The sequence below is a fragment of the Haladaptatus sp. HS23 genome, assembly GCF_056892285.1.
This window is the reverse complement of the sequence record NZ_JBXGLH010000006.1, coordinates 265,480-291,612: the sequence shown is the minus strand read 5'-3', so window position 1 is coordinate 291,612 and position 26,133 is coordinate 265,480. Positions and strand designations below refer to the sequence as shown.

The following is a 26,133-nucleotide window of genomic DNA, read 5'->3' as shown; positions in this document are numbered from 1 at the left end:
GTTAGGAACCGCCTCTTTGCACATGTGTCTCCTGCAGTCTATTGACGGAGGAAAACGAGTGCCACGAGCTCAATTCACCATCACCATCCCAGATGAGACGTGGATCGCCCACGTCTCGAAAGAGCATCCGAATTGTGTATTCAGAGTCATCACTGTCCTCTCGGGAGTCGAACGGAGCGTTGCGCTTTTCGAATTGACGACGCGGAATCTCGTGCCGATACTTACCGACACGGAACACCACGAGGATATCACCTCGCTCGAACTGCTTTGGAAGGATGAAGACGAAGCACTGTTACAGGTCGAGACGACAAATCCCGTGTTGTTAGACCCGGTCTGGGAGATCGGGATCCCGTTGCAGACGCCATTTGAGGTCGTCAATGGAACCGCGAGATGGGAACTGACGACCTCTTCGGCCCGACTCTCCGCACTTAGTGAACAGTTGGAAACGTCGGGTATCCAGTTCGATATCGACTACGTTCGAAGCATCGGCGACAGCGACGCCGAAGCCATCCTGACCGACCGCCAGCAACAAGTGTTTCTTGCAGCCGTCGAACAGGGGTACTACGAGACGCCACGGCGAGCGACGTTAACGGATGTCGCGGAATCGCTGGACATCTCGAAAGCTACGGCAAGCGACATCCTCCATCGGGCCGAGGGAAGGGTCGTCGATTGGTTTGTAGCGACCGCAGTACAGTGACTCACTATTCGACGAGGACGCCGCCTTTCATCCCCATCGCTCTGTGCGGTTCACAGTAGTATCGGTACGTTCCTTCCTCATCGAACGTCTGTTCAAACGTGTGTCCGTTCTCCCCGGACAGATCGCTCTTGAATGCACCGTTCGATTCGACGACATTGTGTGAGGCGCCATTCCCCGACCACTTCCAAACGACAGTTGTCCCAGGTGATACCCTGATGGCAGGCGGGGCGAAGGTATACCCGTCGTCTGCCCCGACCGTTACAGTGACGGTATTCTTGTCGGTGATATCCACGACACTATCGTAGTTTGGTACATCCTCGAACCAATCCCCGAATGCTGATGACTCCTGGGCTACGTCGTCTGACTGGTTGTTCTCCGAATCGCTTTCGATAGGGGTGCTGTCACCACTGTTTCCGAGACACCCCGCGAGGAGGAGACTTCCACCGATTGCGGTCGCTCGGAGTACGGTTCGACGTGTGAGTTTTGCATCCGATCGCATCTGACTCTACTGATCTCTACTCACTCAATCCGTAGAAAGGATGTCACTAACATGTTCGTACTTTCTATCTGGTCAGGAATTCGCACAGCATGGCAGGGATATTTTACTCGACACACGGGATTCCGATGACCTCCAAAATTGATTAAGTGAAATTAAAGAGATAAACGCCGTTGGATCATTTGCGAAGGTCGCACCACAACGTTATATTATAGTACTTGCTGTCTTCGGTGTCGCTGCAGTAGACATGTGGTATCTTGCTGGCTCGCAGGATTTCAATGGAACGATCGTGTTCGATACGACCAATCCATTCGATGACTCAACGGGGATTTCACAGCCCAGTCGCGCGATACAATTGTTCGGTCGATACATGAGTAGTAAATAGCACAAAACGGAGTGATCGGTCATCAATCGGGTGTCCAAACGGTTGATACTGACAGGGGGAGCGAACTGATTGTTGAGCCAGCTACCACAAAGTAAAATCTATGTGATGCTCTCTGTTGGGTTGGTCCTAATCGAGCAGTGGCTTATACAGAGAGTTTCAAACCAACTATTAGTACTAACTTAGCTCGTAAGCTGAAGTAGATTACTTCCAGACTTTCCAAACTAACCGTGATTCTTCACCGTTATACAGACGGTTCGTCGAGAACACCGAGCTGACGAAAGAGGCCGAAAGTGTCGATCTGCCCCCGATGTTCAACAATATTTCCATCTTCGATCCTAAGGAATACCGAGTGTTCGATATCGAATCGCTCACCTGTCGGTTCGAGATTCATAAATTGCCCCTTGTGGGTTCCAGATAATGTCAGACGCATCGCGACGCGATTATCCTCGGCAACGATATCTTCAACGGTTGCCTCGAGATCGGGGAATGCCCCACGCATTTGTTGTGGCATCTCACGAAAGGTGTCTTTATCATGTGCTTCTCCGAATGGCTTAACCTGTGCGTCGATGTCATCGACAAACAACTCATCCACGAGCTCGATTACACCTTTGCTCGCGATTTCTTCCGGGAGTCGTCGAGCGATTCGCTTGTTCTTTTCCAACTCGGATTCGTTTCCACTCATGAGTTTAGGCCAACCTAAAGCAGTATAGTTCTTTCGACCATTGAGAACCCATCCTTTGTGTGAATTGTTTGCTACAACCTCCGACGCTTTGTATCTGATATCTCACTGCTCTCTACCAACAATTTTCTTCACAAGAGCGCTCATGAAATATGGAACGGCAGTCAGACCAGCGTAGAGCGCTGACTGACTACCGACACAGCTTATTCCAAGCATCACTGGTGCCATCAAGTATTGGGGAATCAACCGCCGATCTCAGCACTCGAACAAACGGGGAATCTAGCAGTGCCGTCTCTACCAACCGCACACAGCTTCATTCACATGCTGGGTGCCTAAGTTCGAAATTTTCATAGAGACTCTTATATCATATTGCATGCAGTCGAAAGGGAAGCAATTGAATGATCATGTTCGGGGGAATCTATTTGAAACCGGCTCTGTATTTTTCGATAAATGAACGTAAGTAGACAAACGCTGGCAAAGGTACTCGTAGTGGCTTTCGTCTTTAACCTGATTGTTATGGGAGCGGGTGCGTATCTCACCTACGAGCAGTCACCTGAGCGTCCGGACAAAATTGTCGGTCCAGACGGTAAGACGCTCACCACGAATGACCAAATCGTGAGCGGGAAAGCCGTCTTCCAACAGAATGGTCTCATGAATCAGGGATCGATACTGGGCAACGGCGCGTACTTTGGAGACGACTATACCGCCGACGCACTCGATCGGGTTGTGACGAATATGCGTCAGTATGTCGCCCGTGAGCGCTACGAGACGCCCTACGCTGATCTCGATGAGGCCGAGCAGGCGAGCGTGAACGCGGTTGTCGAACACCAACTCGAAGACAACGTCATCGACGACACAATCGAACTCAGTGCCACCGAGGCATACGCCTACCAGCAAGTCCGCAATGCGTACGTCGAGCGCTACTATAGAGGTGCGCCCGAACACGGTATCCCGGCGAAGTTCGTCTCCTCGGCGGACGATGCGAGACGATTCGCGGATTTCGCTCTTTGGACGTCGCTATTCTCTGCGACCGACCGACCCGGGAGCGACAATTCTTACACCAACGAATGGCCGTTCACCCCGGGTGCCGGGAACAGTGCTCCGGTCTCTGCGATGCTCTGGAGCGTTTTCGCGATGGTGATACTCATTGCCGGTGGTGGGGCCGGAATCTGGCTCTACAAATCCATCGAACTCTCCGAACCGGGGACCGAGGGGATTGACGTCCCCGACCCTGAGGAGGTCACACTCTCACCGAGCCAGTTCGCAGCCGTCCGGTTCGTCCCGGTCGCGGCTATCTTATTTCTCGTCCAGACACTGCTGGGTGGCCTGATGGCACACTACTATATCGAACGCGAAGGATTCTACGGCATCGCAAAAGCGCTCGGCATCGATGCGATGGCGACGCTGCCGTTCGCCATCACAAAGGCCTGGCACATCGATCTCGCGGTGCTCTGGATAGCAACCCTCTGGCTTGGTATCGGTCTGTTCCTCCCGCCGCTTCTCACCGGCTACGAACCGGACAACCAGAAGTCGCTCATCCACGTCTTGCTCGGCGCGCTGTTTGTCGTGGTTGTGGGTGGATTGATTGGTATCTGGCTCGGTGCACAGGGATACATTGATGGTTCGTTCTGGTGGCTGATCGGGAACGAGGGCCTCGAATACCTCGAGGTCGGCCGTTTCTGGCAGATTGGGCTGCTCGTGGGGTTCGCACTCTGGACTGCCCTCGTCGCCCGTGGGTTCAAACCACTTCTCGACCGAGAGGGTCGCTACGGACTCGCACACATGATTATCTACGCCGGCGGCTCCATCGGCCTGCTATTCACAGCGAGTATGCTGTACACACCGAAGACGAGCATCGTCGTGACGGAATTCTGGCGCTGGTGGGTCGTTCATATGTGGGTCGAGGGAGCGTTCGAGTTCTTTGTCGTCGCCGTCACCGGTGTTGCCCTCGTCGCCATGAACCTCCTATCGCGACGGAGTGCGGAGAAGGCCGTCATTCTCGAAGCGCTACTCGTGATGGGGTCAGGCGTTATCGGCGTCTCGCACCACTACTGGTGGATTGGACTCCCTGAATACTGGGTGCCTATCGGAAGTCTCTTCTCGACACTGGAATTCATCCCGCTAGTGTTCATCCTCTTCGAAGCAATCAACCAGTACCGAGCATACATGACGGCTGGGGAGGCATTCCCGTACAGACTTCCGTTCATGTTTATCATTGCCTCTGGGGTGTGGAACTTCGTTGGTGCAGGCGCACTCGGGTTTTTCATCAACCTCCCGATCATCAACTACTACGAACACGGGACGTTCCTAACGGTGGGCCACGCTCACGCCTCAATGTTCGGTGCATTCGGTTTTCTTGCGCTCGGGATGGCGACGTATCTCCTGCGGTTCACCACAAAACCCGGTGCGTGGGACTCGAAGAACCTGAAACGTGCATTCTGGTTGCTGAACGTAGGTCTTGCGTGGATGGTGTTTGTGGGCGATATTCCGGTTGGATTTCTCCAACTGGAGACCGTTTTTACACAGGGGTATGATGCCGGGCGTTCGCTCGCGTTCTACAACCGAGGTCTCGTCCAGACCTTGTTCTGGGCGCGACTCCCGGGTGATATTCTGATTATCCTCGGTGCGGCAGTGTTCAGCTACGACGTCGTGAGAAAGCGCTTCGTTCGCCGCGACGAGACAGCAGCCACGTCCGGTGGAACGGTCATCTCGCGACGCATCCTTCGCGGAGAAGATGACATCGGACAAGAACTCGACGACGACTGATCATCCTCTCCCTTACTTGTTGGAATCTTTTGATTTTGGACATTAGGAACTATGCTAGTCACATAAATTTACAAAACTAACTAGCAGCCCATACCAGTTAGTACAGTCATCAAATCTATATAGTCAAAAACATTTCAGTTCGTGTTTAATCCATATCATTCCCGGTCTCTGAGAACGCGTTTCAACCTGTGAGAACCACCTTCCAGTCATATCATCTTCGCTATCGAAGTTACACATGTACCATGAAACCACAGATTGGCGCACCCGGAACCGGAATCTCTCGACGTGATTTCGTAAAAGCGACCGGTACCGTTGGCCTCGTCTCCACCGCCGGATGTGCGGCACCGTCACAACCGGACCAGCGTGACGGGGTTGCCGCAGCGAAAGACGATACCGCACTTCCGAGGACGAGTGCTCCACAAGTCGTTAATCTGGACGCGCTCGGTCACGAGGTGACGATGCGGACTGTCTCCGCCCGACACGAGGTCCACCCACTCGACAGCATGGGTGGTCCGGTGACGCTCCCACATGTGTGGGCGTTTCAGGCGAACGACTTGCCCCCGAGCGTCCCCGGACCCGTCCTCCGAACGACGGAGGGGAACGAATTGAAGATAACGCTCGACAACACGAACATGAAGAACCCCCACACCCTGCACTTTCACGGTGTCCGGAAGACGTGGGAGAACGACGGCGTGCCGACGACGACGGGTATCACCGCCGCGCCGGGGAAGAAACACACGTACACCATCCCGGCGAATGTCCCCGGGACGCATCTTTATCACTGTCACTTCCAGACGCCGATGCACATGGAGATGGGGATGTTCGGCATCCTTCGCGTCGATCCGAAGGGGTACGAAGAGGCCGACAAGGAGTACTTCGCGACCGTCCGGGAGTGGGATTCACGACTCTCGCGGGCGTACGCCGGCGAAGACGCGACCTTCGACCTCACGAACCGTCGCCCCGACGTGTTCACCGTCAACGGAAAGAGCGCGCCGCGGACTCTTCACCCCGAAGACGGGACGCCGTTCATCGTGGAGTCGGGTGACACCGTTCGGATTCACTTCGTCAACGCCGGTTTTATGTCACATCCGCTTCACATCCACAACCATCGGTTTCACATCGTCGAAAAGGACGGCGCGGACTATCCCGAGGCGATGCAGTTCCCACAGGACGTGGTGAACGTCTCACCGGCAGAACGTTATACCATCGAGTTCGAGGCGGACGCGGACCCCGGCATTTACCTCATGCACTGCCACAAGGTCGACCACGTCAGAAACGGTGCGTCCTATCCGGGCGGGATGCTCTCAGCGGTCGTCTACAAGGAAGCAATGAACACCGATATCTTCGCCAACCTGATGGAGTACGCGGGGTACGAGGGATGAATCCATGACAAACCTCGGACGTCGGGACGTTCTCCACGGTGGTGCGGCCATCGCGGCGCTCTCGTTGGTACCGCCGGTAGCCGGTGAATCGCCCACCGTTGTCGACGAAACCGGCAAGAAGAAAGTCACCGTCGTGGTCGGTGCGGAGGGCAACGGCGGTACTTACGCGTTCGGCCCCGCGGCGGTCAGAATCGATCCCGGCACGACGGTTGTTTGGCAGTGGTCGGGAAACGGCAGGATGCACAACGTCGTCGCAGAGGACGGGTCGTTCGAGAGCGATCTTCAGGAAAAGGCCGGGGTGACGTTCGAACACACGTTCGAGGCCGACGGTATCAATCGATACTACTGTGAACCCCATCGTGCAATGGGAATGAAAGGTATCGTTCTCGTCGGTAATACTGCTCTGCCCGGAGCGACGGACAAAAACGAAGCGACCGAACCAGCGTACGGAGGATGGTTCGACGGCGTCGATAACTTCGACAAGACGGTCGATATGACCGACAGAGACGACGTCACGATCGAAGTCGGCGCGCAGGCGAACGGCGGGCCGTACGGGTTCGAACCGGCGGCGATTCGAATCGACCCCGACACGACCGTGACGTGGCGGTGGTCGGGAAATGGTATCCACGATGTCGTCGCCGAAGACGGATCGTTTGTGAGTGACCTGTACGGCGATGCGGATGCGACATTCACCTATACCTTCCGCAAAGGGGGTGTCGAAAAGTACGTCTGTGAAGCTCATCGAGGAGGGGAAATGAAGGGTGCGGTAGTCGTCAACGAACCGAAGGACGTAGCGGCGAATATCTCTTCAAGTGAACTGGCACTCGGCGGGAGTTTCGTGGCCGCGTTACTCTCGCCACTGGCGTTCGCACTCTTCCTGGCCTTTCGTAGGTCTCCTGATACGCCAGCCGAAAATACTGTTACAGGAAGCTCACATCAGTAATAATTTCCTCATTTTCAAAGGAAATTCTTCACGTGGCACTGTATAGATACGGAAAGCCAAGCAACTGCATCTGCTTTATCCGTAGCTGTTACTAGTCGGATAATTCATGGCTACACAACAGACACACACCTTTCATTATATCTGCATATGTGCTCTACTCCGTAACAGCGGTATATTCACACATCTACTGAGCAGCCAATTCCACGTATATTGAACAAAAGGAACTGTGTGTGAAGCGGTCTATAACCCTCTGACGGCTGTATACCTGACTACGCTCAAAGCTGTTCCGAACATCTTCGGAATCAGAGCAAGGGAGATACGATCCGTACCGAATGCTATGAGCGCTATTCCAGGCGAATTAGAGACGGACCAACAGCCGCCAATGACGGTCCCGCTTCGACATTTCGTGATCGGGTTCGGTTTTCTGCTGCTCGGTGGGATCACCGGCGTCTTCGGAGCCCTTGGTCTGTTTCCTGGATTCGGGACACTCGCCCACGTGCATCTCCTGCTCACAGGCTGGGTGTGCATCACCATCATGGGTGCGATGACGCAGTTCGTTCCGGTCTGGTCCGGGGCAGAATTACACTCACGCCAGCTCGCAGTCGTCCAGCTCTGGCTCGTCACTGTCGGACTGCTTGGCTTCGTCGTAACGTTGCTCTGGGGATCCCTCTCGTGGCTCATTATCTTCGGCGGGGTCATGATCACCGGATTCTGGGTGTTCATCTACAACATCAGTCGGACGTTCCTCACCATCGACTCGCTCGATGTCACCGAACGCCACTTCGCACTCGCACTCGGTTACTTCGCGGTGCTTACCGTGCTCGGCTACCTTCTTGCGGTCGATTTCACGTATCCAGTATTCGATCAACTCGGCATCTCCCGATCATCCGTCGTCATAACTCACGCTACGCTCGCCGTGTTCGGGGCGGTTCTCACCACCGTTTTGGGCGCACTCTACCAGCTCGGGACAATGTTTACACAGACCAACTTCCACGGAATCGACAAGTATCTTCAGCACGTCGAGGAAGTCGGCTATCCTATCGGCGTCATCGCCCTTGCACTGGGACGCTTTCTCTCTGTGGCGACGCTCGCTCGTGTGGGTGGGCTTTTCTTGGTCATCAGCCTGCTCGCATTTAGCGTGATTCTGGCTCGTCGACTATACGAGACGCAAGTCGAATGGACGCCGATGCTGTCACGGTACGCGGTCGTCACTCCGGCGATGGCACTCTGGGCTGGACTCACGGCGTCGACATGGCTCACGGATCCGCTTTCTCGACTGACACTGTTCGGAGCACCTGGAACCGCTCACTTACTCGTGTTTGGGATCATCGGCTTTGTCGTACTGGGTACACTTTATCACATCGTCCCGTTCATCATCTGGGTCCACCGCTACAGCGACCTCCTCGGTTACGAACCTGTGCCGATGATAGACGACCTCTACGATGCACGTATCGCAACTGCCGATTTTGTTGCAGTGGTTGTTGGAACGGGGCTCATTGTCCTCTCGGACTGGTTCATGCTCCCCTCCATCCTCATAGTCGTCAGCGGACTCTCGGCGACGGTTGGCTTCGGACTGTTCGTCATCAACATGCTATTCGTAATTCGCGATCACAGCCCGTACGGGCTTCGAGGTATTCTCACATCTACGTCCGGATCGGCTGAACAGAACTGTTCCCCGGAGCTGCGGGAGCCACCATCAGAGGGACGGTAGTAACGTGTCTGCCAACCATATTCTGAGAGCGGCACTGACCTGTACCCTTTAGTTTTCTGGTCGACAGTCGGGGACTATGTCCACTGGGATGCCACCAATCGTACCCTGCTCTCGGCGAAACTTCGAGGAGTTGTATACGGGTTCTTGGAACTGTTCGGATATCTGACTTATATGCCTCAGAAAGCACGAGTTGAAGCTAACACGACGTGACTAATTCAGAGAAACACCCCATTCGTTCCACACTCCCTCGAGTGAAACGACGTTCATCGAGTATGCAAATTAAAATCTCCCGACACCGTCGGCATGAGTGGGATTTATTCTGTATATTCTGTATATTCTGTATACGTACCGTTGATGAGTTTCGGAATCATTACGCCGATGACGATGACTTCGGCAATTCCCACCCACCCACGTCGGTAGGTGAATTAACGTCGCCATGACGTATAGAATAACGAGTGACAACACCCCGAAGACGATGGTAACTCGGTTTTCACGAGAAACTATATATCATACCATCGACAGTTTTATAAATACTTTTCCTGTATCTAACGCTTCACCCATCCTCCATTGGTGATACGGTAATCGTTCTATGACATCCTCCAGGATAGGAACTCCGTCCGAGTGATTCCTTGAAATCACTCGAAGGCGCTCTTCCTCTGCTAGAAAGGTGCTTGTGGGCCTCGGCTGGGATCCTCTTCTCGCATGGCCCGTTCCATCGGGTTCGAGCCGATATCTCCACTTCGTTCGTGAACCATCATAACGGATCCAGTCTCTAGATACTTCCCCTCGAGCTCTTCCAGCTGTTCGTTGATCGCCGTGCTCTTGTGATGCATGGAATGGACTCGCACCCGAACGAGGTCGTACTCATGCTGGTCGCTCAACCCGTTCCATGCACGGAATGAACCCAGGGTAAGCGTGTGACTCTGGGGACAGAATGGTGTCGTCGGTGTGAACTCTGCTCGAAGCACGGTCGAGTCGTCGTTCTGTTCGGCGTAGCGATACCCTGCACCCGGATGCCGATGGTCGAGATTGAGTCGGGTGAGGTTGTATCCGAACGTCATATCATAGACACCACGCTCTTCGAACAATTTCTCCGTCAGCTCGTGGAACAAGCTGTGGCCCTCGTCAGTGAGAACGTTGTGTCCTTCGAGGAACGGCCCCACATCAGGAATGTGTTCGGGGACGAACTCGTCATACTCGTCAAACAGTCCACCATCATTCCCACCGAACGGGGACGGAAATTTGGCCATGTTTGACTGGAGGCGCTCCACTACCCTGATGCTACCCCCAAACATGTTCATGTGATCGGTGACAAGATCACACAGATATTGTAGATCGTGGAGGATGGCCGATTGCATCACCGACTGATACGCGATCGATAAATGCAATATCGTTAGAATCGGAGAACAGCGATGGATCGTCTGCCATTGAATTCATTCGATGTCGATGAAATGTTGGTCTCGTCCCGAATTCGTTCGTCCATGGTGTCAGAGGTCCCGCACTAGAAAAGAATTAGTGCCAATATTATCAAATCTATACAATTATTGCATCCAATGTGGCAGCTAGGAGGACTGCACCGAGGTATGCGTTTGATGAGTAGAATGCCCGAAACGCTGCACTCGTTGTCTGCTCATAGTGAAGACGGACAACTGCCCAGAGAAAGATAGCGCCGACGCTCACGTTGGTCAGCGCGTACACCCACCCGAGCGACGGAAGGCCAGTCATTGCTGCAGCCACTGCGAACGTCGCAGTGAGATACGAAGCGATGTGTCGCCGTGTCGCTGTCTCACCGTGCACGATCGGCATTAGTGGGAAGCCACCGCGCTCGTAATCCTCCTTGTAGGCGAGTGCGAGATTATAGAAGTGCGCTGGTGTCCACACGAAGATCAGTAACCCAAGAGCAATTGCTCCGAAGCCAATCGTGCCGGTGACGGCGGCCCAGCCGATGAATGCTGGAAGCACACCTGCGAACCCCCCGATAACCGTACTATGAGGAGTGTTCGGTTTCAACAGGAGTGTATACACGACTGAATAGAAGAGGATAGCCGTGAGACCGAGGAGAGCAGCGAGGAGATTGACCGACACAAACAACGCAAGCGACGCACTGGACAGAAGAAGCCCGAACACAATCGCATTAGAAACGGACACGAGATCCACAACAAGGGGTCGGTCTTTCGTTCGTTGCATTTGCCGATCGGTATCCCGCTCGAATGCGTGATTGAATGCGCCCGACGCACCAATAGCGAGTACGCCGCCAGCGAGAGTCACCACGACGACGCGAAACGTGAGATTAGAGCCACCCGCAAGCGCCATGGCCGCTACGGCGACGAGGCATAGCAGCCACATCAGTCGCGGCTTCATCAACTGAACGTACGCTGTGACAGTCATCCTCGTACGACGAAGTGGTTCATCACTCCATGCTGGAATCAGAGGATGGTTCGTATCAAGCGAATTCTCAATAGGATCAAGATTGCTTGATGGGGTCACAGGTTCGTTATCCGGGACGCCTGTGTCTTCCTCTAGTGTCCATATGAGTGCAGCGAGTAACCCACCGAAGATGGTGAGGCCAACAACGAGATGAATGGTTGACGCGACAAATGACACACTGCCCAACGTGATAATCAATATCTGAGGTCCCATAATAGCGATAAATGCCCCAAAAATCACCTGTACCGGATAGAGGAGGACAGCGATTCCAAGCGCTACCAAGACACGGCGCGAAGGGTGGTCACGAACGGCTACGAGACCCGTGATGAGGACAAGCAAACCGACGAGAACCGCGATTATACGGTGACCGAATACTACCCAGCCCTCAAGTGAGACCGGAACGACCAACCCATCACTACAGAGTGGCCATGTTGAACAGAGCACGATTGCATCGGTGATAGTACTCGTCACGCCGACGACCAACAGAAAGTACACTCCCATGGCTGTCCCGGCAAGTAACCTAGGGAAACGCGAACAGGGAGGAGAATCGATTCGGTTCATGGTTTTGTACTTGGTATAGTCGCGTCTCAGTCTCGTGACGGTGGTTGTGTATTCGATTCTGGTTCCCGTTCAACCACGATTTCGTGAATCTCTATCTCGTTTGGGGCAGTGAACACCCTCTCAGACGAACGGTCCGAGTGCGCTCGCTCAAATGATTCATCGTCCTTCCAGGTTTCGTAATCCGTGACTGACTCCCAGAAGGTCATCGTGATATACGTCTCGGCATCTAGTGGGGCGAGCAGTCTGAGTCCGAGAAATCCCGGTTGTTCCTCGATCCCGTAGTTGTCTTTGAGTCGTTGGATGAACGTCTCAGCGTGTGAGTCAGCAATCTGAACGCGGTTTGAAACGACGATCATGTGTTTCGATTTCTGTATGGGTTGTCTGTGTGAGTGCCGTTCGATCATCTATACGAGGTGTCACGGAACTATCTGATTGCCAGTGTTTTCGTCTTGCGGGAGTTCCTCCCACTCAGCGACGTACTCGAACTTCCAATACAGATATCCCGATCGAATTCGACGTGGATGCTCTCTCCTTAGATCACGCGGTTCTGTAAGTAATCGAGTGCTTGGCATTGTAGACGATCTCGACCTCGTCTGATACTGGTGTACTGATACAGGTGAGTCAGACATTTTTCTCACTGACTTCTTCTTGGAGGATTTGTTGCATGTCCATCTCGATTTTACTCTCGACGAGAATCGCAGCGCAACTGACGCATACCCAGCCCGGCACAAAAATGGCCAGTCGTATCCCGCCGCTCCCGCTGTCTCAAGGATGTACTCGCCCTTGTTCGCGTCGAGCGTGCCGTAGTTCTCGTCGCCGAGGTCTGCTTCCTTCGCTTTCTCGAACAACTCTGCCCCATCGTCGATAGTCCATCCGTGATCGTCTAAAATCATGTAATTGAGGTACTCTACCATTGGCACTATTCATTGGTTGCCTCCAGGAATGCATGACGATTGTTCCGAACATCTTCGGCACGACCACTGGTGAGCAGGTGCCAGTGAGTTGACCGGTGCAGCCCACGTAGGGTGCTACGCGATGGCTCTCTCGTTGATGCTCGGTGAAACCGGATATGAACCGGAGCACCTCCACACCGAAGCCGAGATGCAGCTTGACTCATATGAGCTGGCCATCGCGCGTGTCGAACTCACGGTCGAAGGAAGGGTTCCTGATATCAACGGAGACGCGTTCCGTGAACATGCCGCGGAAGCAAAAGAAGGCAGTCCAGTATCGAAAGCCCTCGCTGGAACAGAGATCAAACTGGTCGCGACGCGCCTCGAATGACTTAATCTGAGGGTACAACTCGTGTTCTCATCTCCTAATAGAATCTCTACATATCTCGTTGATTGACCGAAATTCCGATGGGCATCTATTACGAAGAGTCTTCTCGATCTGGGTCAAAGAGTTCGATTGCCGCTCGTACCGTTCTCGCATCGTACGCAGATGTGTGCTCCAACGCTGAATCCGGGGTAGCCAAGATACCGTCAACGATAGCAGATGCCATGTGTTCGATTATTTCTTGTTGTTGCTGTGTAAGATCACACCGTGCAGTAAGCCTGCTGAAGGCCCGCTCTAACTCTCGTTGTTTCAGCTCTTCTCCGCGACAATGAATTGCTCGACTAACCGCTTCAGGAGCTTCCTCGTCCAGTTTGGATGGCACAATGGATGGTAAGTGAGGTGAGTTCGTCCACATATTTAATTCAGAGTTACTCGACATAGGTACGAGTCACGTGTATGCTACACCCACACGATCGATATACTTCCATTCGAGATCGTCATCGAATTCGTCGGTGAGGGCTCGAAACAAGAATTCGCTGGAATGGTCGTGATTTGCGTGCGTGACCACGTTCATGTGGTGAGCTGTCGCCATGTAATTTACGGCATCGATTGCCTGCGCGAGGACGAGGGCGCGGTCGTCAGCATGCTCATGTTTTTCGAGGGCCGTCGACCAAGAGCTGTGATGGATGCGATCCATGACAGACTTGGCATCTTCGTGGAATACGCTCGCCATAGATATAGGTCAGTCACTGTCGACCGAAAGCGAACCGCCGAACATGTTCGCTTCGTCTCAACGAACGGTCGATTCGAAGTAATCAAACTGCGTTTTGAGTTCGGTCCGCCACTAGTGCTTAATCACGGTTACAACGGGGAATATTCCGACGACAGCGAGATCCAGTGTAAAGCCGGTCGTCGCTACCACTTTAGATCCTTTCTGGCGTCCGGAAAGCACATTCGTCGTTCGCATGATCTCGAAAATCGCCACACGCTGTTTGTAAGTGAGAACCGCGTCGAGGTCGTCAGTAACAACAGATGTGAGTTCGATCTGAATAGGGCCGATATGTTTTTCCACATTGATTGTATTGGCAGCAGCTGTTATTTCGATGAAGTTCTATTTATCATCCCCACTTTGTTTTATACAGACAGATTTGACACAGTCTAGATACGGAAAACCACGCGACAGCACAGTCGACCCCATCTTGCGATTCATCGCTGGCGAAGTCTCTGATGAAGAGCACCAGAAATGCTACGATAGGTGGCACGGACGGGTGCAGTACGTGCTCGACGCTTCATTGGGACCAGACAGCCCGTTCACCGTCAAGACAAACACCGAGTAACGAACATCTTCGGCGAAGTGCCCGTAGTGACTCGGTACGATGTTGAAGACATGGCTACCGCCGAAAACTTCGTTACGGAAACGAATGCGCCCGCCGATCGACCACGAGAAGTACTCGATGCTCGGGACCTGCCACCGCCGCAACCACTTCAGAATACGCTCAAACGTCTAGTCCAGTTGGACGACGAGGTAGTATTGGTTCAACTCAACGACCGAGCGCCACAGCACCTGTATCCGCAGCTCGCTGACCGTGGCTACGAATACGACACGCTTGAGACAGAGCTCGCTGTCATCACCGTTATCTGGCGACTCCAATCATAATTCAGCACACAGATTCCCATATTCTGCAATTTCGTGTTCACGGGGAGTCCTACGCACGATCATCGTTATTTCTGGGACAGCATAGAAGCTGAGCCAGTTCCCCGTGCATCTCGGCAAACTATATTTTCCCACCAGAGCGCCTACTTTACTCTCCTCTTTACTAGCCTGTGTGACCCGCGTGTACACCTTCGGACACTCTTCACACTCGATCAAGGAATTCATCTCGATACTCCGTGCCTACGATATCACTCTCGTGGTCAATATTCGTCGGTTTCTCGGTTCGCAGCGGAATCGCCAGTTCGATGCTGACGCGCTGGTCGCGACTCTCAACGGGAACGGAATCAATTACCACCATCTCGAAACGCTCGGTGAGCAACCTTTAAAAACAGAAGTAGATTCACCGAATAGCGAATAGGAGAACGACTCGTTTCGAGCCTACGCTGACTACGCGCTCACTGATGAGTTTCAGATGCCACTGAACAAGTTGGTCGCGCTCGCTCAGACCAACGTGCCGGTGATTGTCTGTGCCGAGGCCGTTTACTGGCGCTGTAATCGACGAATCGTCGCCGATCGGCTCATCGCTCGTGGCTGTGAAATCATTGGTATCTTCGATGCTGATCGCGCTAATGAGCACGAGTTGACTCGGTTCGCGGAGATATTCAATGGATGTGTCACTTATCCCGCTGACGATGACAGATCATAGCATATTCGGATATTTCTGGACATATAGAACATGCGACTGAAATCGAGGATATAGAAGTCATTATGTAACCGGATGTCGGTGGTTAGACTACTATTCGTCGTCGCCTATTTCTTGGGAAGTTTCGCGACGAATTCGTTCACATCACGTTGTTCGACTTCATACCGCTCGGCGTCGAACTCTTCGACCTCCGCTTGCATCTCGTAGAACAGCGGCTTCGGCTCGTGGTCGTTGATCAGCGTCATCGTCTCGCCGCTTTCTAGGTCGTCAAATGCATCGTGGATCATCGGATGGCGCTCCGCAGGCGGGACATCACGGAGATCGAGTGTCTGATTGGACATGCATATCTTACTATAGTAGCTCTCGATGAAGGTGTTGTTCCGAACATGTCCGGTCAGATATGAGTAATTGAAACACGCCACTCGTCGGCCGCTTGTTTCGTCGTTTCATGGCTAAACCCCCACTGTTCGAGGACATTGTACAGTGGCTTTGGCTCGAAACTATTGATGAGCACGAGTGTCTCGTCTTTATCGAGATTTTCCAATGCGGACATGATTTTGCTAAACGGTTCACCGTCAATTTCGCGCGCATCGAGTTCGTACACTCCGTCGTCGATAGATTCTACACTCATCAAGTACCCATTACAAAGGAAGAAGAATGGTTGTTCCGCCGATGATGTTCGGAAGGAGATTGAGTAGGAATCTCTAGGGAGCACGAACATGTTCGGCAATACTAATTGGAATCGAGACCGAATATGTTCACCTGAACGACGATGCCACGAGCAAACCTCACCCTCACCATCCCGGAAGGAATCTGGATCGGAGATATCTCACGCACTCACCCAGAGGTACAGTTCCGTATTCTGGCGGCATTTCCCAGTGATCACGCGGGCGTCGCCCTTACTGAAGTGACCGCGGAGGAATTAGAATCGGTGCTTGCCGAATTCGCTGCCAATGAGGCGGTCATTGAAATGGATCTTCTCCAACAGCAGGACAATACCGCGCTGATTCAGTTTGAGACGACGATGCCTCTGTTACTCTTCTCTGCACAAGAGGCAGGGATTCCGCTCGAAATGCCGTTTCATCTCATAGACGGCCAGCTTGAATGGGAGGTCACTGCACCGCAACGTCGACTGTCTGAACTCGGCGCACAGCTCGAATCATTCGGGATCCCATTCACGGTCAATGATATCTATCAACAGATCGAGGCTGAACAATTATTAACAAGCCGTCAACTACAGATTCTCCACGGAGCAGCCAAACGCGGTTATTACGACACCCCGAGACGCTGCTCGTTAACTGAATTTGCAGATGAGCTCGGCATTGCGAAATCTACCTGTAGTGAAACCCTGCACCGGGCTGAGGGGAAAATAGTTAAAAAATTTATTGAGGATCTGGGTGATGTCACTCCCGAGACGGACTCTGCATGAGCAACCTGATCGAGACACTATCGGGGGGTGTCGTTCCCTCAATCAGGATGCGCCGGACAGTCATAGATCACACTGACGGGAACAGGAACAATCAATTAACCAATGTTCGAGCAATTGATCGTCACTAGTTTCCACTTTTTGATCGCCTTCCACCCTGAATATTTGCCATCTACTCCGGAGTAGATGGACTTCTCTCCCTAGAGCACGTGCTCTCGAGTATGAGTACAAGCGAACGTGACGAACGCGGGCGCTTCTCCGCGAAGCACACCGACGACGAAGTCGTCGCCGACGTACGGAAGCACGAACCAGCGGCCACAAGCGAAGTCGCCGACGAACTGGAGATCAAACGGCCCAGTGCTGACTACCGACTTCGGCAACTCCAAGACGAGGAAATGGTGAAAAGCAAGAAAATCGGCACTTCGCTCGCGTGGAGTCTGACACCGGAGGGTGAATCATGAGTACGGATTCGAGCACCAACCACGAACCGCCGACAGGTACCACAATTACGCTCACTCGCGAAGACAAGTGGTGGGTTGCAAAGGACGAGGAAACGGGCGTTGCCAGCCAAGGAAAAACCCGCCAGAAGGCCCTCGAAAATCTCGATGAAGCACTCCAGGGCTACCATGGCGAAGGCAAACCTCCGAGCGACGAGGATCTCCGCGAGATGGGGATTACTCCTGAACGAAACACGTCCGAGTCTCTCGACGACTCGGAGATCTTTGACTGATTTTTCCCGACGACGATGTCATATGCGCCGTTTTCTGGAAAGGATGTCGTAAAGGTAATGGTCAACAGCGGAATCTACGAGTGGAAGCACACACGAGGGGGACCACGCAATCCTCCGGTGGGAACCACCAGAGGGTCACAACTCGGACGCCCGAACCGTGCCCGTCCCACTCCACGATGAACTCAGCGCAGGCACGCTCCGAAGTATCGCCGATCAGGCCGGCGCAAAGGACTACCAAAAGTTCAAAGTCTGGATCGATAGCAACCGGTAACCGCCACGCACAGATTGAGTTGGAACTACCGTGGGGTGCTCACTTCCGCTTATGGATTTGTGCAGAAGTCGACCCAATGTGGTAGTATAATATGGTAACTGACGAGAATTCCTTGCTGGCTGCAGAGTGTGAGTCCAACAGCATGATTATTTGACTGAGAATGTGGTTTGCTTCATAACAAAACCGGGCGATCAAAAACAAGGCTTCCAAGGCAATTACTCTAATCGATCAATTGGCTCACCAGAGTTCATCGATACTTCGACAATTCCTACCACCTTGTTCTGCTGATTTTGCTACTTCTCGCGGTTGGACTTCTCTTTTTGATCCCACAGTGATAGCACCAGAATCACTTACCACTGCTTTGTAGGACCTGCTCATCGTGAACAGGACCCTATCGAGGAGCCGTATCAACGATGAAAGGATGTTGGTGGCCATGAAGGTCCATCCATCACCCTCAAAGCAAGGAAATGTCCCTGCTCCATGTTCTGCTGCTCCCCGCGTGAAAAGAGCAGCGGATTGCCATACGGTAGTGGGGATCTTAACCTTGCAACTCTCGTCGAGAGCCGAATTCCAATGACGTTCGTTGGGAGAATAGCCTCAGACACAACGGTCTGTGAGACAGCACAGGACAGTCTCCAAGTGCGACGAATTCTGACAGTCCGTCTCCCTGGGACAGGACGACGAGATCCAATGAGCGACGTGAGAGGAGCGCCAGTAGCAATACTGTTTGGGGTGCTCACAGTCATCACGCAAATCTGGGTGCCAACTTGGACGACAGAATGGGTGCCGACCCAAGCGTACCACGGGGGTGCCGTCTTCGGCGAGACACCGTATTTTCAGTGAGAGTGAATGCAACAGCCAATGATCCAGCACGTAGATTATCCAGCAGTATGGCGCCGTGTGCGCCGACGGACACACAAAAGGGACTGTCAAATTTGCCGACCAGCACGGCTTAAATTTCGGCGTGATCTTGCTGATGGGACTGTCCTCTTTGGTGCCTGGACAAACTCGACGTCCAGCAGCGACCCCGTGGGACAGTCTGTGAGAGCAAGAGTGAATGTGTCAGGAGAGAACGTTTTCCGATGGTGTACCATCGATTTACTCCGGAAATATGGTGTGGTGGCAATGGACTGTCAAGATAGCTGATGTTGTTGTCTATGATTTTGATTTCCACTTGAAACATGGGGTATTCACGTCCGGGTGAGCACCTTGTGTCTACCCGGTCGCCTGCCCAACTGGGTCCGAGAGGTTGTGAGCAGCGAGGGCTATGTGTTGGTGGTAGGCGTAGACGGTTATCGGGGTGAGAGGATCTTCGAACCACCAAGATTGCTTGAAGAATGATGGTCTATGTTACCATTCACCACCTGAATAACTATGAGCACAACATCCATCACAGAGGATATGTCCAACTCATCATCCTCACAGCAAGAGCCATTGATATGCACCAAAGTCGCAGACACCGAATCGATTACCGGTACTGTGGTAACGGCAGTAGCCGACGCGAATGGGACGAAACCTGCAACACCCCTCTACGAGGCCATCGACCCCGACGCACTTGAAGATCTCTACCAGCATGGGTCGCCAGAGGTGAGCTTCGAGTATATCGGCTACCGAGTTACGGTTCATTCTGATCGCACGGTTTCCGTTTCTAACTTGGATTCATAGAACGCTGCTGGTCTCAGTTAATCACCAGAGTTGGTAGTGATCTCGTTCTATCCGATGTAGTAGTGATCGAGTGAGCATGCTTAATCTGAAGCTAGTATGACATATTAACCTATGTTACTAGTCTGATATGTATTGGAGATAAGAGAATCACTCATCGACAGCTCACGAAAACGAATACGAGCGATACGGGGTGAAACCATGGTATGAGTTGTCTCGAGACTAAAAAATTATTTATAGTTGATCGTCGCCTATTACAGTGTAGCAATCAGGCGTTTATTGGTAGTATTTTATCGCGTAGTAACTAGCGATAGCGCGGTTCTATAGTATGCGGTGACGTGGTGCTGCACTTCACCATCAAATAATGACTATGACAAGTGAGAACAATCCAGCAGACACGGACAACAGTGATCCGACCAGCGCTCAGCTCAATCGAGTGTTCACCGCACTCAAAGACCCATTTCGACGTGAACCGCTTCGAGAACTCCCTGACAGAGAAGAGAACACGATCCCTGTCGATGCGCTCTGTCGCACGTTCGGAGCGGAATCACAAGCGTTCGAAGGAACGGAATACGAAGCATGGGAGATTGAGTCACTACGAACAGAGTTGATTCACACGCATTTGCCGCACTTGGAAAATCGTGGCGTGATCGAGTACGATGCACGGTCGGAGATGATCCGCTATCGGAACCATTCGACCGTTGAGACGGTTCTCGAAACGATTAACGATCAATAGCGTTGGTAACTGAGCTTTTGCAGAAACAGATTGTAACTGATACAGTAGCTGCCTCCAGCCTACAGAAGATTCTGAAGCATGAAACGATATGACGAGAGTCTCATTGCTGGAGTTCAACTGGACGATGAAACTCGAATTTTATCCAAAATATAGTGCGTGGTTGTAGTACCCTCGGGAATAGTTGGTACCGATGAGAGTATATTCCTATGATGCGTCTCTCTTGAATGGGGATCGCAAGTACTCTGGCACTGCGTCTCCATGATATCTATGGATCCTACTGACAACATCAAAGCGGCAGGTAAGGCAACAGCCACTTTTGAAAATGACCTTGAAACACTCATTTTGGAGGCGTTTGCAGCCGGAGCAGCAATCGAAGGCACGTGGGAAATTACCCTCCCGGTCACCGATGCACCGAATTGGACGGTCGAAATTGCCAAGAATCGTACTGATGGCTGCACGTATGATCCCGAGTTTCTCGAAGAATAAGTGCCATGAACTGTTGTGTTCGGTGAGAGAGGTCAGATTATGACAATAGATATATTATATCATTGTTAGTTAACAGATTGCGAATCTTTATGCATTGGTACTTCATAGTGGCACCTACTCCGCTGAAGTCGGAGAGAAGCTGGCGAGTTGCGTACTGTGGCGTAGGCTGAGTAAAGATTACAAACATTATGAAGACTAAAACGCCAAATACATCGACAAGCAGCACTGCTATGAGTGAGCCCACTCCGACAACCATCTTTGACCTTCTCGCGAGTGACCATCGACGATATACGCTTCATTATCTCTCGCAAAAAGTTGGGGCAATCTCACTCGGGGATCTCGCCGAACAAATCGCCATCTGGGAAGACACATCCACGTACGAGCACTACGAGCGAATTCTTACTGGCCTTCATCACACGCATCTCCCGAAGTTAGTTGCTGCTGGGATCGTGCACTACGATGTAGAGTCCGAGACGATTGAACTTTTAGAGATTGCTGACCAGGTGCAACCTCATCTCAAGCTTGTCGCGCCTACTGATCTTCAGTAATCAAGTCTATTATCATTTTCCTACACGCTAACTCCTTTATTACAACGTTAAAATCGATATACGACGTACTTCGCTGACGGCACTCAATCCCCCGATACTTGTACTCATCTTCACCAGCGACCGTACCGAAGTATTTCATCAGCGCACCGGCATCCGAATCACGTAACGGCACAAACGAGATCGTCGAATTCAGAGCCAGTCCTCGCCCCAGGCGTCAAGGGACTCGAACACGGGACAGAGGGCATCGCCTTTCTCTGTCAGCGTGTAATAGCTCGCGACTGGCGATTCGAACTCCTTGCGGTTCTCGATGAACCCCTGTTCCACTAAGTCGTCGAGGACTCGCGAGAGCGTGTAGGAACTCGCGCCCGTCGAGCGCTTGAGTTCGTTGAACCGCTTTTCACCGTCACGTAGGTCGTTGAGGACGATGAGTTTCCATTTCGAACCCATTTCCTCGATCGAGCCCACGACGTTGCAGACGTCCGCATTCCGTTGTTCAGCCTTGGTGGCTTCGGTAGTGTCAGTCGATGGTGGTTGGGTCGCCATTCCTTGGTTACACTCTTGTTGCTTGGGCTATATATGGGTTGGGGATCAAACTAGGTAATGCAATGAAACGACAGAATACGACGGTGCTTGTGACCGATGACGGCACCATGGGTCCGTGCATGATGGACCAGATCGTTGAGCAGAAGTGTGATATCGTCAAACTCGCGGGTGATCTCGAATGAACGGTATTGACGGCGGTGTCGCGTTGGTTTCGGGCGCGGCGTCGGGCATCGGACGCGCGACTGCACGGCGGTTCGCAGAGGAAGGCGCGAGCGTTGTCGCCGCTGATATCGATGTGGAGGGTGGTGAGGAGACCGTCTCTCAGATCGAGTCCGAGGGAGGCGAGGTGACGTTCATCAAGACTGATGTAACCAACGAAAGCGATCTCGCTGCAGCGGTCGAAACGGCAGTCGATACGTACGGTGGCCTTGATTTTGCGTTCAACAACGCCGGTATCGAGGGTGATCAGGTCAGTTTTTCTGAACAGAACAACGCGAACTGGAACCAGGTCCTCAATATCAATCTCAACGGCGTGTTCTTTGCGATGCGCGAGGAGATTCCGGCCATGCTGGAAAGCGGCGGGGGAGCCATCGTGAACACGTCCTCGATCGCTGGCATTCTCGGATTTCCCAACCTGAGCCCGTACGTCGCCAGCAAGCACGGCGTCGTCGGGTTGACGAAGTCGGCGGCCGTCGAGTTCAGTAGCGACGGCCTCCGGGTGAACGCGGTGCTTCCGGGGGTCATCGATACGCCCATGGTCGCCCGTTCAGGCGAACAGGACTCGGAAGCCACGGAGCAAACGATCGCCGGAATCCCCGCTAGGCGACTCGGTCAGCCAGAAGAGATCGCCTCCGCGGTGGTCTGGCTCTGTTCCGAGGACGCGTCGTATGTGACCGGGCAGCCACTCCCCGTCGATGGCGGATTCTCGGTCCAGTAACTCCGCTTGGGGTTTCGCGACTTTAGACGCGGTCAAGACAGGTAACATCACTTGGTATGGCCAGCAGTCCACCAAACTGATGCTGTGTGACTACCCGTACCCGACAGGTCTAGTCACTCGGTAGTAGACTACAAATCTGAAACGCCCATCGCTTGGGATTCCTGCGTCTTCAGACTCCGGAAAGAGTTAGCTCTCCGAATGTACGGTTAGTCAACACTCCTATAGCAGTGTTGTCGGGTTCGGCCGCCGGTGGTTGGGTTGGCTTTACCTGGTCACGTTATTGTTGCCTGATCTATATATAGGTTTGAGTACAAACTACGTAATGCAATGGAACTACAGAACTCGACGGTGCTTGTGACCGGTGCCACCGGCAACATGGGCCCGTACGTGACGGACCAGCTCGTTGACCACGGTGCCGATGTCATCGGTACGTACTTCGACGACGCCGGGAGAGAAGATGTCGAGACCCGCGCTGAGCACGCCGAAGAGGTATCGTACTACCAGGTCGATCTGACCAGCCAGGCAGCGGTTGAAGCCTTGGCCGAGTCTGTCGTCAACGATCACGGATCAGTCGATCATATCGTCGGTCTCGCTGGCGGCTTCTCAATGGGCGGCATCGGCGATACTGACGGCGACGCGTTCCAAGCCGCACTAAATCGCCACGCGACGACGGCGTTCCTGACTGCCAAGGCCTTCGCGGACCACCTCAGTGAGCAAAGTGGCGTCGTCTTGTTCAGCTCCGATCGCGCCATTAACCCCGTTGGTGGCACGCTCGCGTACGACGTCGGTAAGGGCGCGGTCCGAACGCTGACCGAGTCGCTCGATGTCGAACTCGACGCCCGGGTCAATGCAGTCGCTCCGTACCTCATTGACGTGCCTGGGAACCGTGAAGCGATGCCTGACGCGGACTTCTCGACGTGGACGGCCCCGGAGGCCATCGTCGACGAAGTGCTCCACCTACTCTCGAACCAGGGCGTCACGGGCCAAATCGTCCAGATGACGGGCGGGCAGCCAGAGGTGGAAGAGTAATGGCCAAGACCGTGCCACGTCAAGACTCACCTGAGACGGCTTCGCAGTTGAGCCTGATCTTTCTTCGCCTAGCCCTCGGGATTCCGATGCTTGTCGGTGGTGTCGGCAAAGTCTTCGGAATCGGTCCGAAACCGCTGGGTCCTGGGGGTTTCGCAGGCTTCTTGGCGAGCCTCAGTGTTCCACTTCCCTCGATTGCTGCGTGGGGTGTCGGTCTCCTCGAACTAGTCGGCGGTATCTTGTTACTGGTCGGCCTAGCTGTCCGAATCACGAGCGCACTGATCGCGGTCGACATGCTCGTCGCGACGCTTCTCTACCACCTTCCGAATGGATATCCGGCCACAAGTGGCGGTATCGAATTGACGCTCGTGCTGGCCTTGCTCGCTATAGCGCTTGTCTTGAGTGGCCCTGGATCACTCTCACTCGAACATGTGCTGTTCGACCGAGAGGACACCTCCGCTGACGCATCTCAGTCGAGGGGCACAGACGTATAATATAGCGCTTACAACCACTATATGACCTCAATGACCACAGACGTAATCCCACAGGAGACACACATCGGACGGACTGCACTCCGCGTCAACGATCTCGAAGAGCTAACCGAGTTCTACCGGGATGTCGTTGGGCTCAGCGTGCTTCATCGCTCCGACACCAGTTCCGTTTTGGGTGTCGGGGATACACCGCTCCTCGTCTTGGAAGGTGATGAAGATGCACTCGGCCGCCACCGATCGGGAGCGGGCCTCTTCCACAATGCGTTCAGAGTCCCATCACGGCAGGCGCTGGGTGACGCGTTAGCCCGCATTCGAGACCACTGGCAGCTCGGCGGCGCGTCCGACCACGGCGTCAGTGAGGCGCTGTACCTGACTGACCCGGAGGGCAATGGCATCGAGATCTATCGAGACTACCCGCGGGAGGAGTGGCCTCGTGCCGACAACGGACGGGTCCGTATGGGCACTTATCCCCTCGATCTTGACCCGATGGAAGCTGCCGCCACAGGAGATTCAGAATTTCCTTCTGGAACGGACGTGGGGCACGTTCACCTCGAAGTGTCCTCGCTAGAGGCGTTCCGAGACTTCTACGTGGACAGCATCGGATTCGAGGTGCAAACGACAGTGCCAGCTGCCGTGTTCATGGCTGCTGGTGGTTACCACCACCACATTGGTGCAAATACGTGGCATCACAGATCCGGGCCAGTCGGCGGCAGAGGGCTGTTCTGGTTTGAGGTGGTTCTTCCAGATTCGGAGGCACTCGATGGGGTTCGAGAGCGAATCGAGGACAGTGAGTATACGGTCAGTGAGGTGGATGACGGAATCTCCGTTATCGGCCCGGATGAGATCGAAGTGCGATTCCGAGTTGGAACGTAACGCTCCCCGTCAAAGATGTCTGATTCGCCAATCATGTCTAAACTGAATCCGATTTGTTGTACCGACTGAAGACGATGTCCACTGATAGTTCACACGTTCAACACGCTTATCGAACGATCAGCTGAGTGACGGGCTCTTGGCTGTTTAGAGTGGAGTGGTATCAGACGACACGCTGATTTTCCGGCCTCCAGTAGTTCGTATATGCCCATCGAAGACGCCGACGGACTCCGTCGAATTCTCGGCTACGACCGTGTTGTGGTCGTCGGTGCATCGACATCGTACGAGAAGGCAGCACACATCGTGCCTGCGTACCTACAGCGTCACGGCTACGAAATCATTCCCGTGAATCCGACCGCGGACGAGATATTTGGGGAACAAGCCTACGATTCACTGGCCGATGTTACGAGAACTATCGATATCGTCGAGATCTTTCGCCCCAGCGAGGAGGTTCCAATGATCGTTGAGCAGGTAGTGACTCGTGACGACGTGAAGGCAATCTGGATGCAACTCGGAATTCGAAACGACGAGGCAGCACGAGCTGCAGAAGCGGCTGGATTGGACGTTGTCCAAGATCATTGTATGAGCGTCGAACATGGTCAACTCATTCGCCACCCGATGGATTGACCTCCAGATGAATTCCCCCGTTACGCACGCGCAACGACAGGCAACAGACACGAGGTGTGGTTGGAGAGTCAATCGAAAGTCAGTGATTCCCATTTTATGCG

General features: G+C 53.4%; 30 protein-coding genes and 3 pseudogenes. 21 read left to right on the top strand and 12 right to left on the bottom strand.

Annotated elements, in window-relative coordinates; all coding sequences use genetic code 11:
* Window positions 1-58 precede the first annotated feature (58 nt).
* The gene (locus AC1XDK_RS17865; protein ID WP_483351315.1) at window positions 59-697 is read left to right on the top strand and encodes a helix-turn-helix domain-containing protein; all 639 of its coding nucleotides are present in this window, start codon (window positions 59-61) and stop codon (window positions 695-697) included.
* 4 nt (window positions 698-701) lie between these two features.
* Here the strand turns inward: AC1XDK_RS17865 and AC1XDK_RS17860 are convergent, their stop codons facing one another.
* Both AC1XDK_RS17860 and AC1XDK_RS17855 read right to left on the bottom strand, forming a co-directional pair.
* Window positions 702-1,196 (bottom strand): halocyanin domain-containing protein, encoded by a 495-nt coding sequence (locus AC1XDK_RS17860; protein WP_483351314.1) that lies wholly within the window; start codon window positions 1,194-1,196, stop codon window positions 702-704.
* Window positions 1,197-1,819: 623 nt separating this feature from the next.
* On the bottom strand, window positions 1,820-2,260 hold the full coding sequence (locus tag AC1XDK_RS17855) for an ester cyclase (RefSeq protein WP_483351313.1): 441 nt from the start codon (window positions 2,258-2,260) through the stop codon (window positions 1,820-1,822).
* 447 nt (window positions 2,261-2,707) lie between these two features.
* Between AC1XDK_RS17855 and AC1XDK_RS17850 the strand changes: the two genes are divergently transcribed.
* The 4 genes from AC1XDK_RS17850 (at window position 2,708) to AC1XDK_RS17835 (ending at window position 9,059) form a co-directional block, all read left to right on the top strand.
* On the top strand, window positions 2,708-5,023 hold the full coding sequence (locus AC1XDK_RS17850) for a nitric-oxide reductase large subunit (RefSeq protein ID WP_483351312.1): 2,316 nt from the start codon (window positions 2,708-2,710) through the stop codon (window positions 5,021-5,023).
* A gap of 242 nt (window positions 5,024-5,265) precedes the next feature.
* Window positions 5,266-6,405: a multicopper oxidase domain-containing protein gene (locus AC1XDK_RS17845; RefSeq protein WP_483351311.1), complete on the top strand. Its 1,140-nt coding sequence runs from the start codon at window positions 5,266-5,268 to the stop codon at window positions 6,403-6,405.
* 4 nt (window positions 6,406-6,409) lie between these two features.
* Window positions 6,410-7,348, top strand: a complete 939-nt coding sequence (locus AC1XDK_RS17840) for a halocyanin domain-containing protein (RefSeq protein WP_483351310.1) — start codon at window positions 6,410-6,412, stop codon at window positions 7,346-7,348.
* 337 nt (window positions 7,349-7,685) lie between these two features.
* Entirely contained in the window at window positions 7,686-9,059 is a 1,374-nt protein-coding gene (locus tag AC1XDK_RS17835) for a hypothetical protein (protein ID WP_483351309.1), read from the top strand.
* Window positions 9,060-9,338: 279 nt separating this feature from the next.
* Here the strand turns inward: AC1XDK_RS17835 and AC1XDK_RS17830 are convergent, their stop codons facing one another.
* The 5 genes and pseudogenes from AC1XDK_RS17830 to fer form a co-directional block, all read right to left on the bottom strand.
* The gene (locus AC1XDK_RS17830; protein WP_483351368.1) at window positions 9,339-9,563 is read right to left on the bottom strand and encodes a DUF7987 family protein; all 225 of its coding nucleotides are present in this window, start codon (window positions 9,561-9,563) and stop codon (window positions 9,339-9,341) included.
* 155 nt (window positions 9,564-9,718) lie between these two features.
* Window positions 9,719-10,309, bottom strand: a complete 591-nt coding sequence (locus AC1XDK_RS17825) for a DUF7998 family protein (protein WP_483351308.1) — start codon at window positions 10,307-10,309, stop codon at window positions 9,719-9,721.
* 283 nt (window positions 10,310-10,592) lie between these two features.
* Window positions 10,593-12,047, bottom strand: coding sequence for a heme o synthase (gene cyoE / locus AC1XDK_RS17820; protein ID WP_483351307.1), 1,455 nt, complete (start codon window positions 12,045-12,047; stop codon window positions 10,593-10,595).
* 26 nt (window positions 12,048-12,073) lie between these two features.
* Window positions 12,074-12,403, bottom strand: coding sequence for an antibiotic biosynthesis monooxygenase family protein (locus AC1XDK_RS17815; RefSeq protein ID WP_483351306.1), 330 nt, complete (start codon window positions 12,401-12,403; stop codon window positions 12,074-12,076).
* Window positions 12,404-12,579: 176 nt separating this feature from the next.
* A pseudogene (fer, locus tag AC1XDK_RS17810) lies at window positions 12,580-12,967 on the bottom strand (ferredoxin Fer).
* Window positions 12,968-13,049: 82 nt separating this feature from the next.
* Between fer and AC1XDK_RS17805 the strand changes: the two are divergent.
* The gene (locus AC1XDK_RS17805) at window positions 13,050-13,328 is read left to right on the top strand and encodes an OsmC family peroxiredoxin (protein ID WP_483351305.1); all 279 of its coding nucleotides are present in this window, start codon (window positions 13,050-13,052) and stop codon (window positions 13,326-13,328) included.
* Window positions 13,329-13,416: 88 nt separating this feature from the next.
* Here AC1XDK_RS17805 and AC1XDK_RS17800 read toward each other — a convergent pair whose 3' ends face one another.
* Both AC1XDK_RS17800 and AC1XDK_RS17795 read right to left on the bottom strand, forming a co-directional pair.
* A complete protein-coding gene (locus tag AC1XDK_RS17800; protein ID WP_483351304.1) occupies window positions 13,417-13,737 on the bottom strand; it encodes a hypothetical protein in 321 nt (106 codons plus the stop codon).
* A gap of 33 nt (window positions 13,738-13,770) precedes the next feature.
* Window positions 13,771-14,055, bottom strand: coding sequence for a CGCGG family putative rSAM-modified RiPP protein (locus tag AC1XDK_RS17795; protein WP_483351303.1), 285 nt, complete (start codon window positions 14,053-14,055; stop codon window positions 13,771-13,773).
* Between the two features lie 654 nt (window positions 14,056-14,709).
* On the opposite strand from AC1XDK_RS17795, the gene AC1XDK_RS17790 reads away from it, so the two are divergent.
* Both AC1XDK_RS17790 and AC1XDK_RS17785 read left to right on the top strand, forming a co-directional pair.
* Complete coding sequence (locus tag AC1XDK_RS17790; RefSeq protein ID WP_483351302.1) at window positions 14,710-14,979, top strand: DUF2249 domain-containing protein; 270 nt, start codon at window positions 14,710-14,712, stop codon at window positions 14,977-14,979.
* Between the two features lie 103 nt (window positions 14,980-15,082).
* Window positions 15,083-15,682 (top strand): annotated as a pseudogene (locus tag AC1XDK_RS17785) (DUF488 domain-containing protein).
* A gap of 104 nt (window positions 15,683-15,786) precedes the next feature.
* On the opposite strand, the gene AC1XDK_RS17780 reads toward AC1XDK_RS17785, so the two are convergent.
* The gene (locus AC1XDK_RS17780) at window positions 15,787-16,020 is read right to left on the bottom strand and encodes a DUF2249 domain-containing protein (RefSeq protein WP_483351301.1); all 234 of its coding nucleotides are present in this window, start codon (window positions 16,018-16,020) and stop codon (window positions 15,787-15,789) included.
* Between the two features lie 53 nt (window positions 16,021-16,073).
* The gene (locus tag AC1XDK_RS17775; protein WP_483351300.1) at window positions 16,074-16,310 is read right to left on the bottom strand and encodes a DUF2249 domain-containing protein; all 237 of its coding nucleotides are present in this window, start codon (window positions 16,308-16,310) and stop codon (window positions 16,074-16,076) included.
* A 141-nt stretch (window positions 16,311-16,451) separates the two neighbouring features.
* Here AC1XDK_RS17775 and AC1XDK_RS17770 point away from each other — a divergent pair, with 141 nt between their 5' ends.
* The 8 genes and pseudogenes from AC1XDK_RS17770 (at window position 16,452) to AC1XDK_RS17735 (ending at window position 21,538) form a co-directional block, all read left to right on the top strand.
* Window positions 16,452-17,108 (top strand): helix-turn-helix domain-containing protein, encoded by a 657-nt coding sequence (locus AC1XDK_RS17770; protein WP_483351299.1) that lies wholly within the window; start codon window positions 16,452-16,454, stop codon window positions 17,106-17,108.
* 218 nt (window positions 17,109-17,326) lie between these two features.
* Window positions 17,327-17,566: a helix-turn-helix domain-containing protein gene (locus AC1XDK_RS17765; RefSeq protein ID WP_483351298.1), complete on the top strand. Its 240-nt coding sequence runs from the start codon at window positions 17,327-17,329 to the stop codon at window positions 17,564-17,566.
* Window positions 17,563-17,835 (top strand): type II toxin-antitoxin system HicB family antitoxin, encoded by a 273-nt coding sequence (locus AC1XDK_RS17760; protein WP_483351297.1) that lies wholly within the window; start codon window positions 17,563-17,565, stop codon window positions 17,833-17,835. Before AC1XDK_RS17765 ends, AC1XDK_RS17760 begins: the two co-directional genes overlap by 4 nt.
* A 15-nt stretch (window positions 17,836-17,850) precedes the next feature.
* Window positions 17,851-18,106 (top strand): annotated as a pseudogene (locus AC1XDK_RS17755) (type II toxin-antitoxin system HicA family toxin).
* Between the two features lie 1,374 nt (window positions 18,107-19,480).
* A complete protein-coding gene (locus tag AC1XDK_RS17750; protein WP_483351296.1) occupies window positions 19,481-19,771 on the top strand; it encodes a HalOD1 output domain-containing protein in 291 nt (96 codons plus the stop codon).
* A 361-nt stretch (window positions 19,772-20,132) separates the two neighbouring features.
* A complete protein-coding gene (locus AC1XDK_RS17745; protein WP_483351295.1) occupies window positions 20,133-20,504 on the top strand; it encodes a DUF7344 domain-containing protein in 372 nt (123 codons plus the stop codon).
* Window positions 20,505-20,771: 267 nt separating this feature from the next.
* On the top strand, window positions 20,772-20,990 hold the full coding sequence (locus tag AC1XDK_RS17740) for a hypothetical protein (protein ID WP_483351294.1): 219 nt from the start codon (window positions 20,772-20,774) through the stop codon (window positions 20,988-20,990).
* Between the two features lie 230 nt (window positions 20,991-21,220).
* Window positions 21,221-21,538 (top strand): DUF7344 domain-containing protein, encoded by a 318-nt coding sequence (locus tag AC1XDK_RS17735; protein WP_483351293.1) that lies wholly within the window; start codon window positions 21,221-21,223, stop codon window positions 21,536-21,538.
* Window positions 21,539-21,727: 189 nt separating this feature from the next.
* Here the strand turns inward: AC1XDK_RS17735 and AC1XDK_RS17730 are convergent, their stop codons facing one another.
* Entirely contained in the window at window positions 21,728-22,081 is a 354-nt protein-coding gene (locus tag AC1XDK_RS17730) for a winged helix-turn-helix transcriptional regulator (protein WP_483351292.1), read from the bottom strand.
* Between the two features lie 178 nt (window positions 22,082-22,259).
* On the opposite strand from AC1XDK_RS17730, the gene AC1XDK_RS17725 reads away from it, so the two are divergent.
* The 5 genes from AC1XDK_RS17725 (at window position 22,260) to AC1XDK_RS17705 (ending at window position 26,032) form a co-directional block, all read left to right on the top strand.
* Window positions 22,260-23,018, top strand: a complete 759-nt coding sequence (locus AC1XDK_RS17725; protein WP_483351291.1) for a glucose 1-dehydrogenase — start codon at window positions 22,260-22,262, stop codon at window positions 23,016-23,018.
* Between the two features lie 327 nt (window positions 23,019-23,345).
* Window positions 23,346-24,047 carry an SDR family NAD(P)-dependent oxidoreductase gene (locus AC1XDK_RS17720; protein ID WP_483351290.1) on the top strand — a complete coding sequence of 234 codons (702 nt, stop codon included), beginning with the start codon at window positions 23,346-23,348 and terminating at the stop codon, window positions 24,045-24,047.
* Window positions 24,047-24,538 carry a DoxX family protein gene (locus tag AC1XDK_RS17715; RefSeq protein WP_483351289.1) on the top strand — a complete coding sequence of 164 codons (492 nt, stop codon included), beginning with the start codon at window positions 24,047-24,049 and terminating at the stop codon, window positions 24,536-24,538. The genes AC1XDK_RS17720 and AC1XDK_RS17715 overlap by 1 nt, the downstream gene beginning before the upstream one ends.
* Window positions 24,539-24,568: 30 nt before the next feature.
* A complete protein-coding gene (locus tag AC1XDK_RS17710; RefSeq protein WP_483351288.1) occupies window positions 24,569-25,408 on the top strand; it encodes a VOC family protein in 840 nt (279 codons plus the stop codon).
* Between the two features lie 201 nt (window positions 25,409-25,609).
* A complete protein-coding gene (locus tag AC1XDK_RS17705) occupies window positions 25,610-26,032 on the top strand; it encodes a CoA-binding protein (protein ID WP_483351287.1) in 423 nt (140 codons plus the stop codon).
* The last annotated feature ends 101 nt before the right edge of the window (window positions 26,033-26,133 follow it).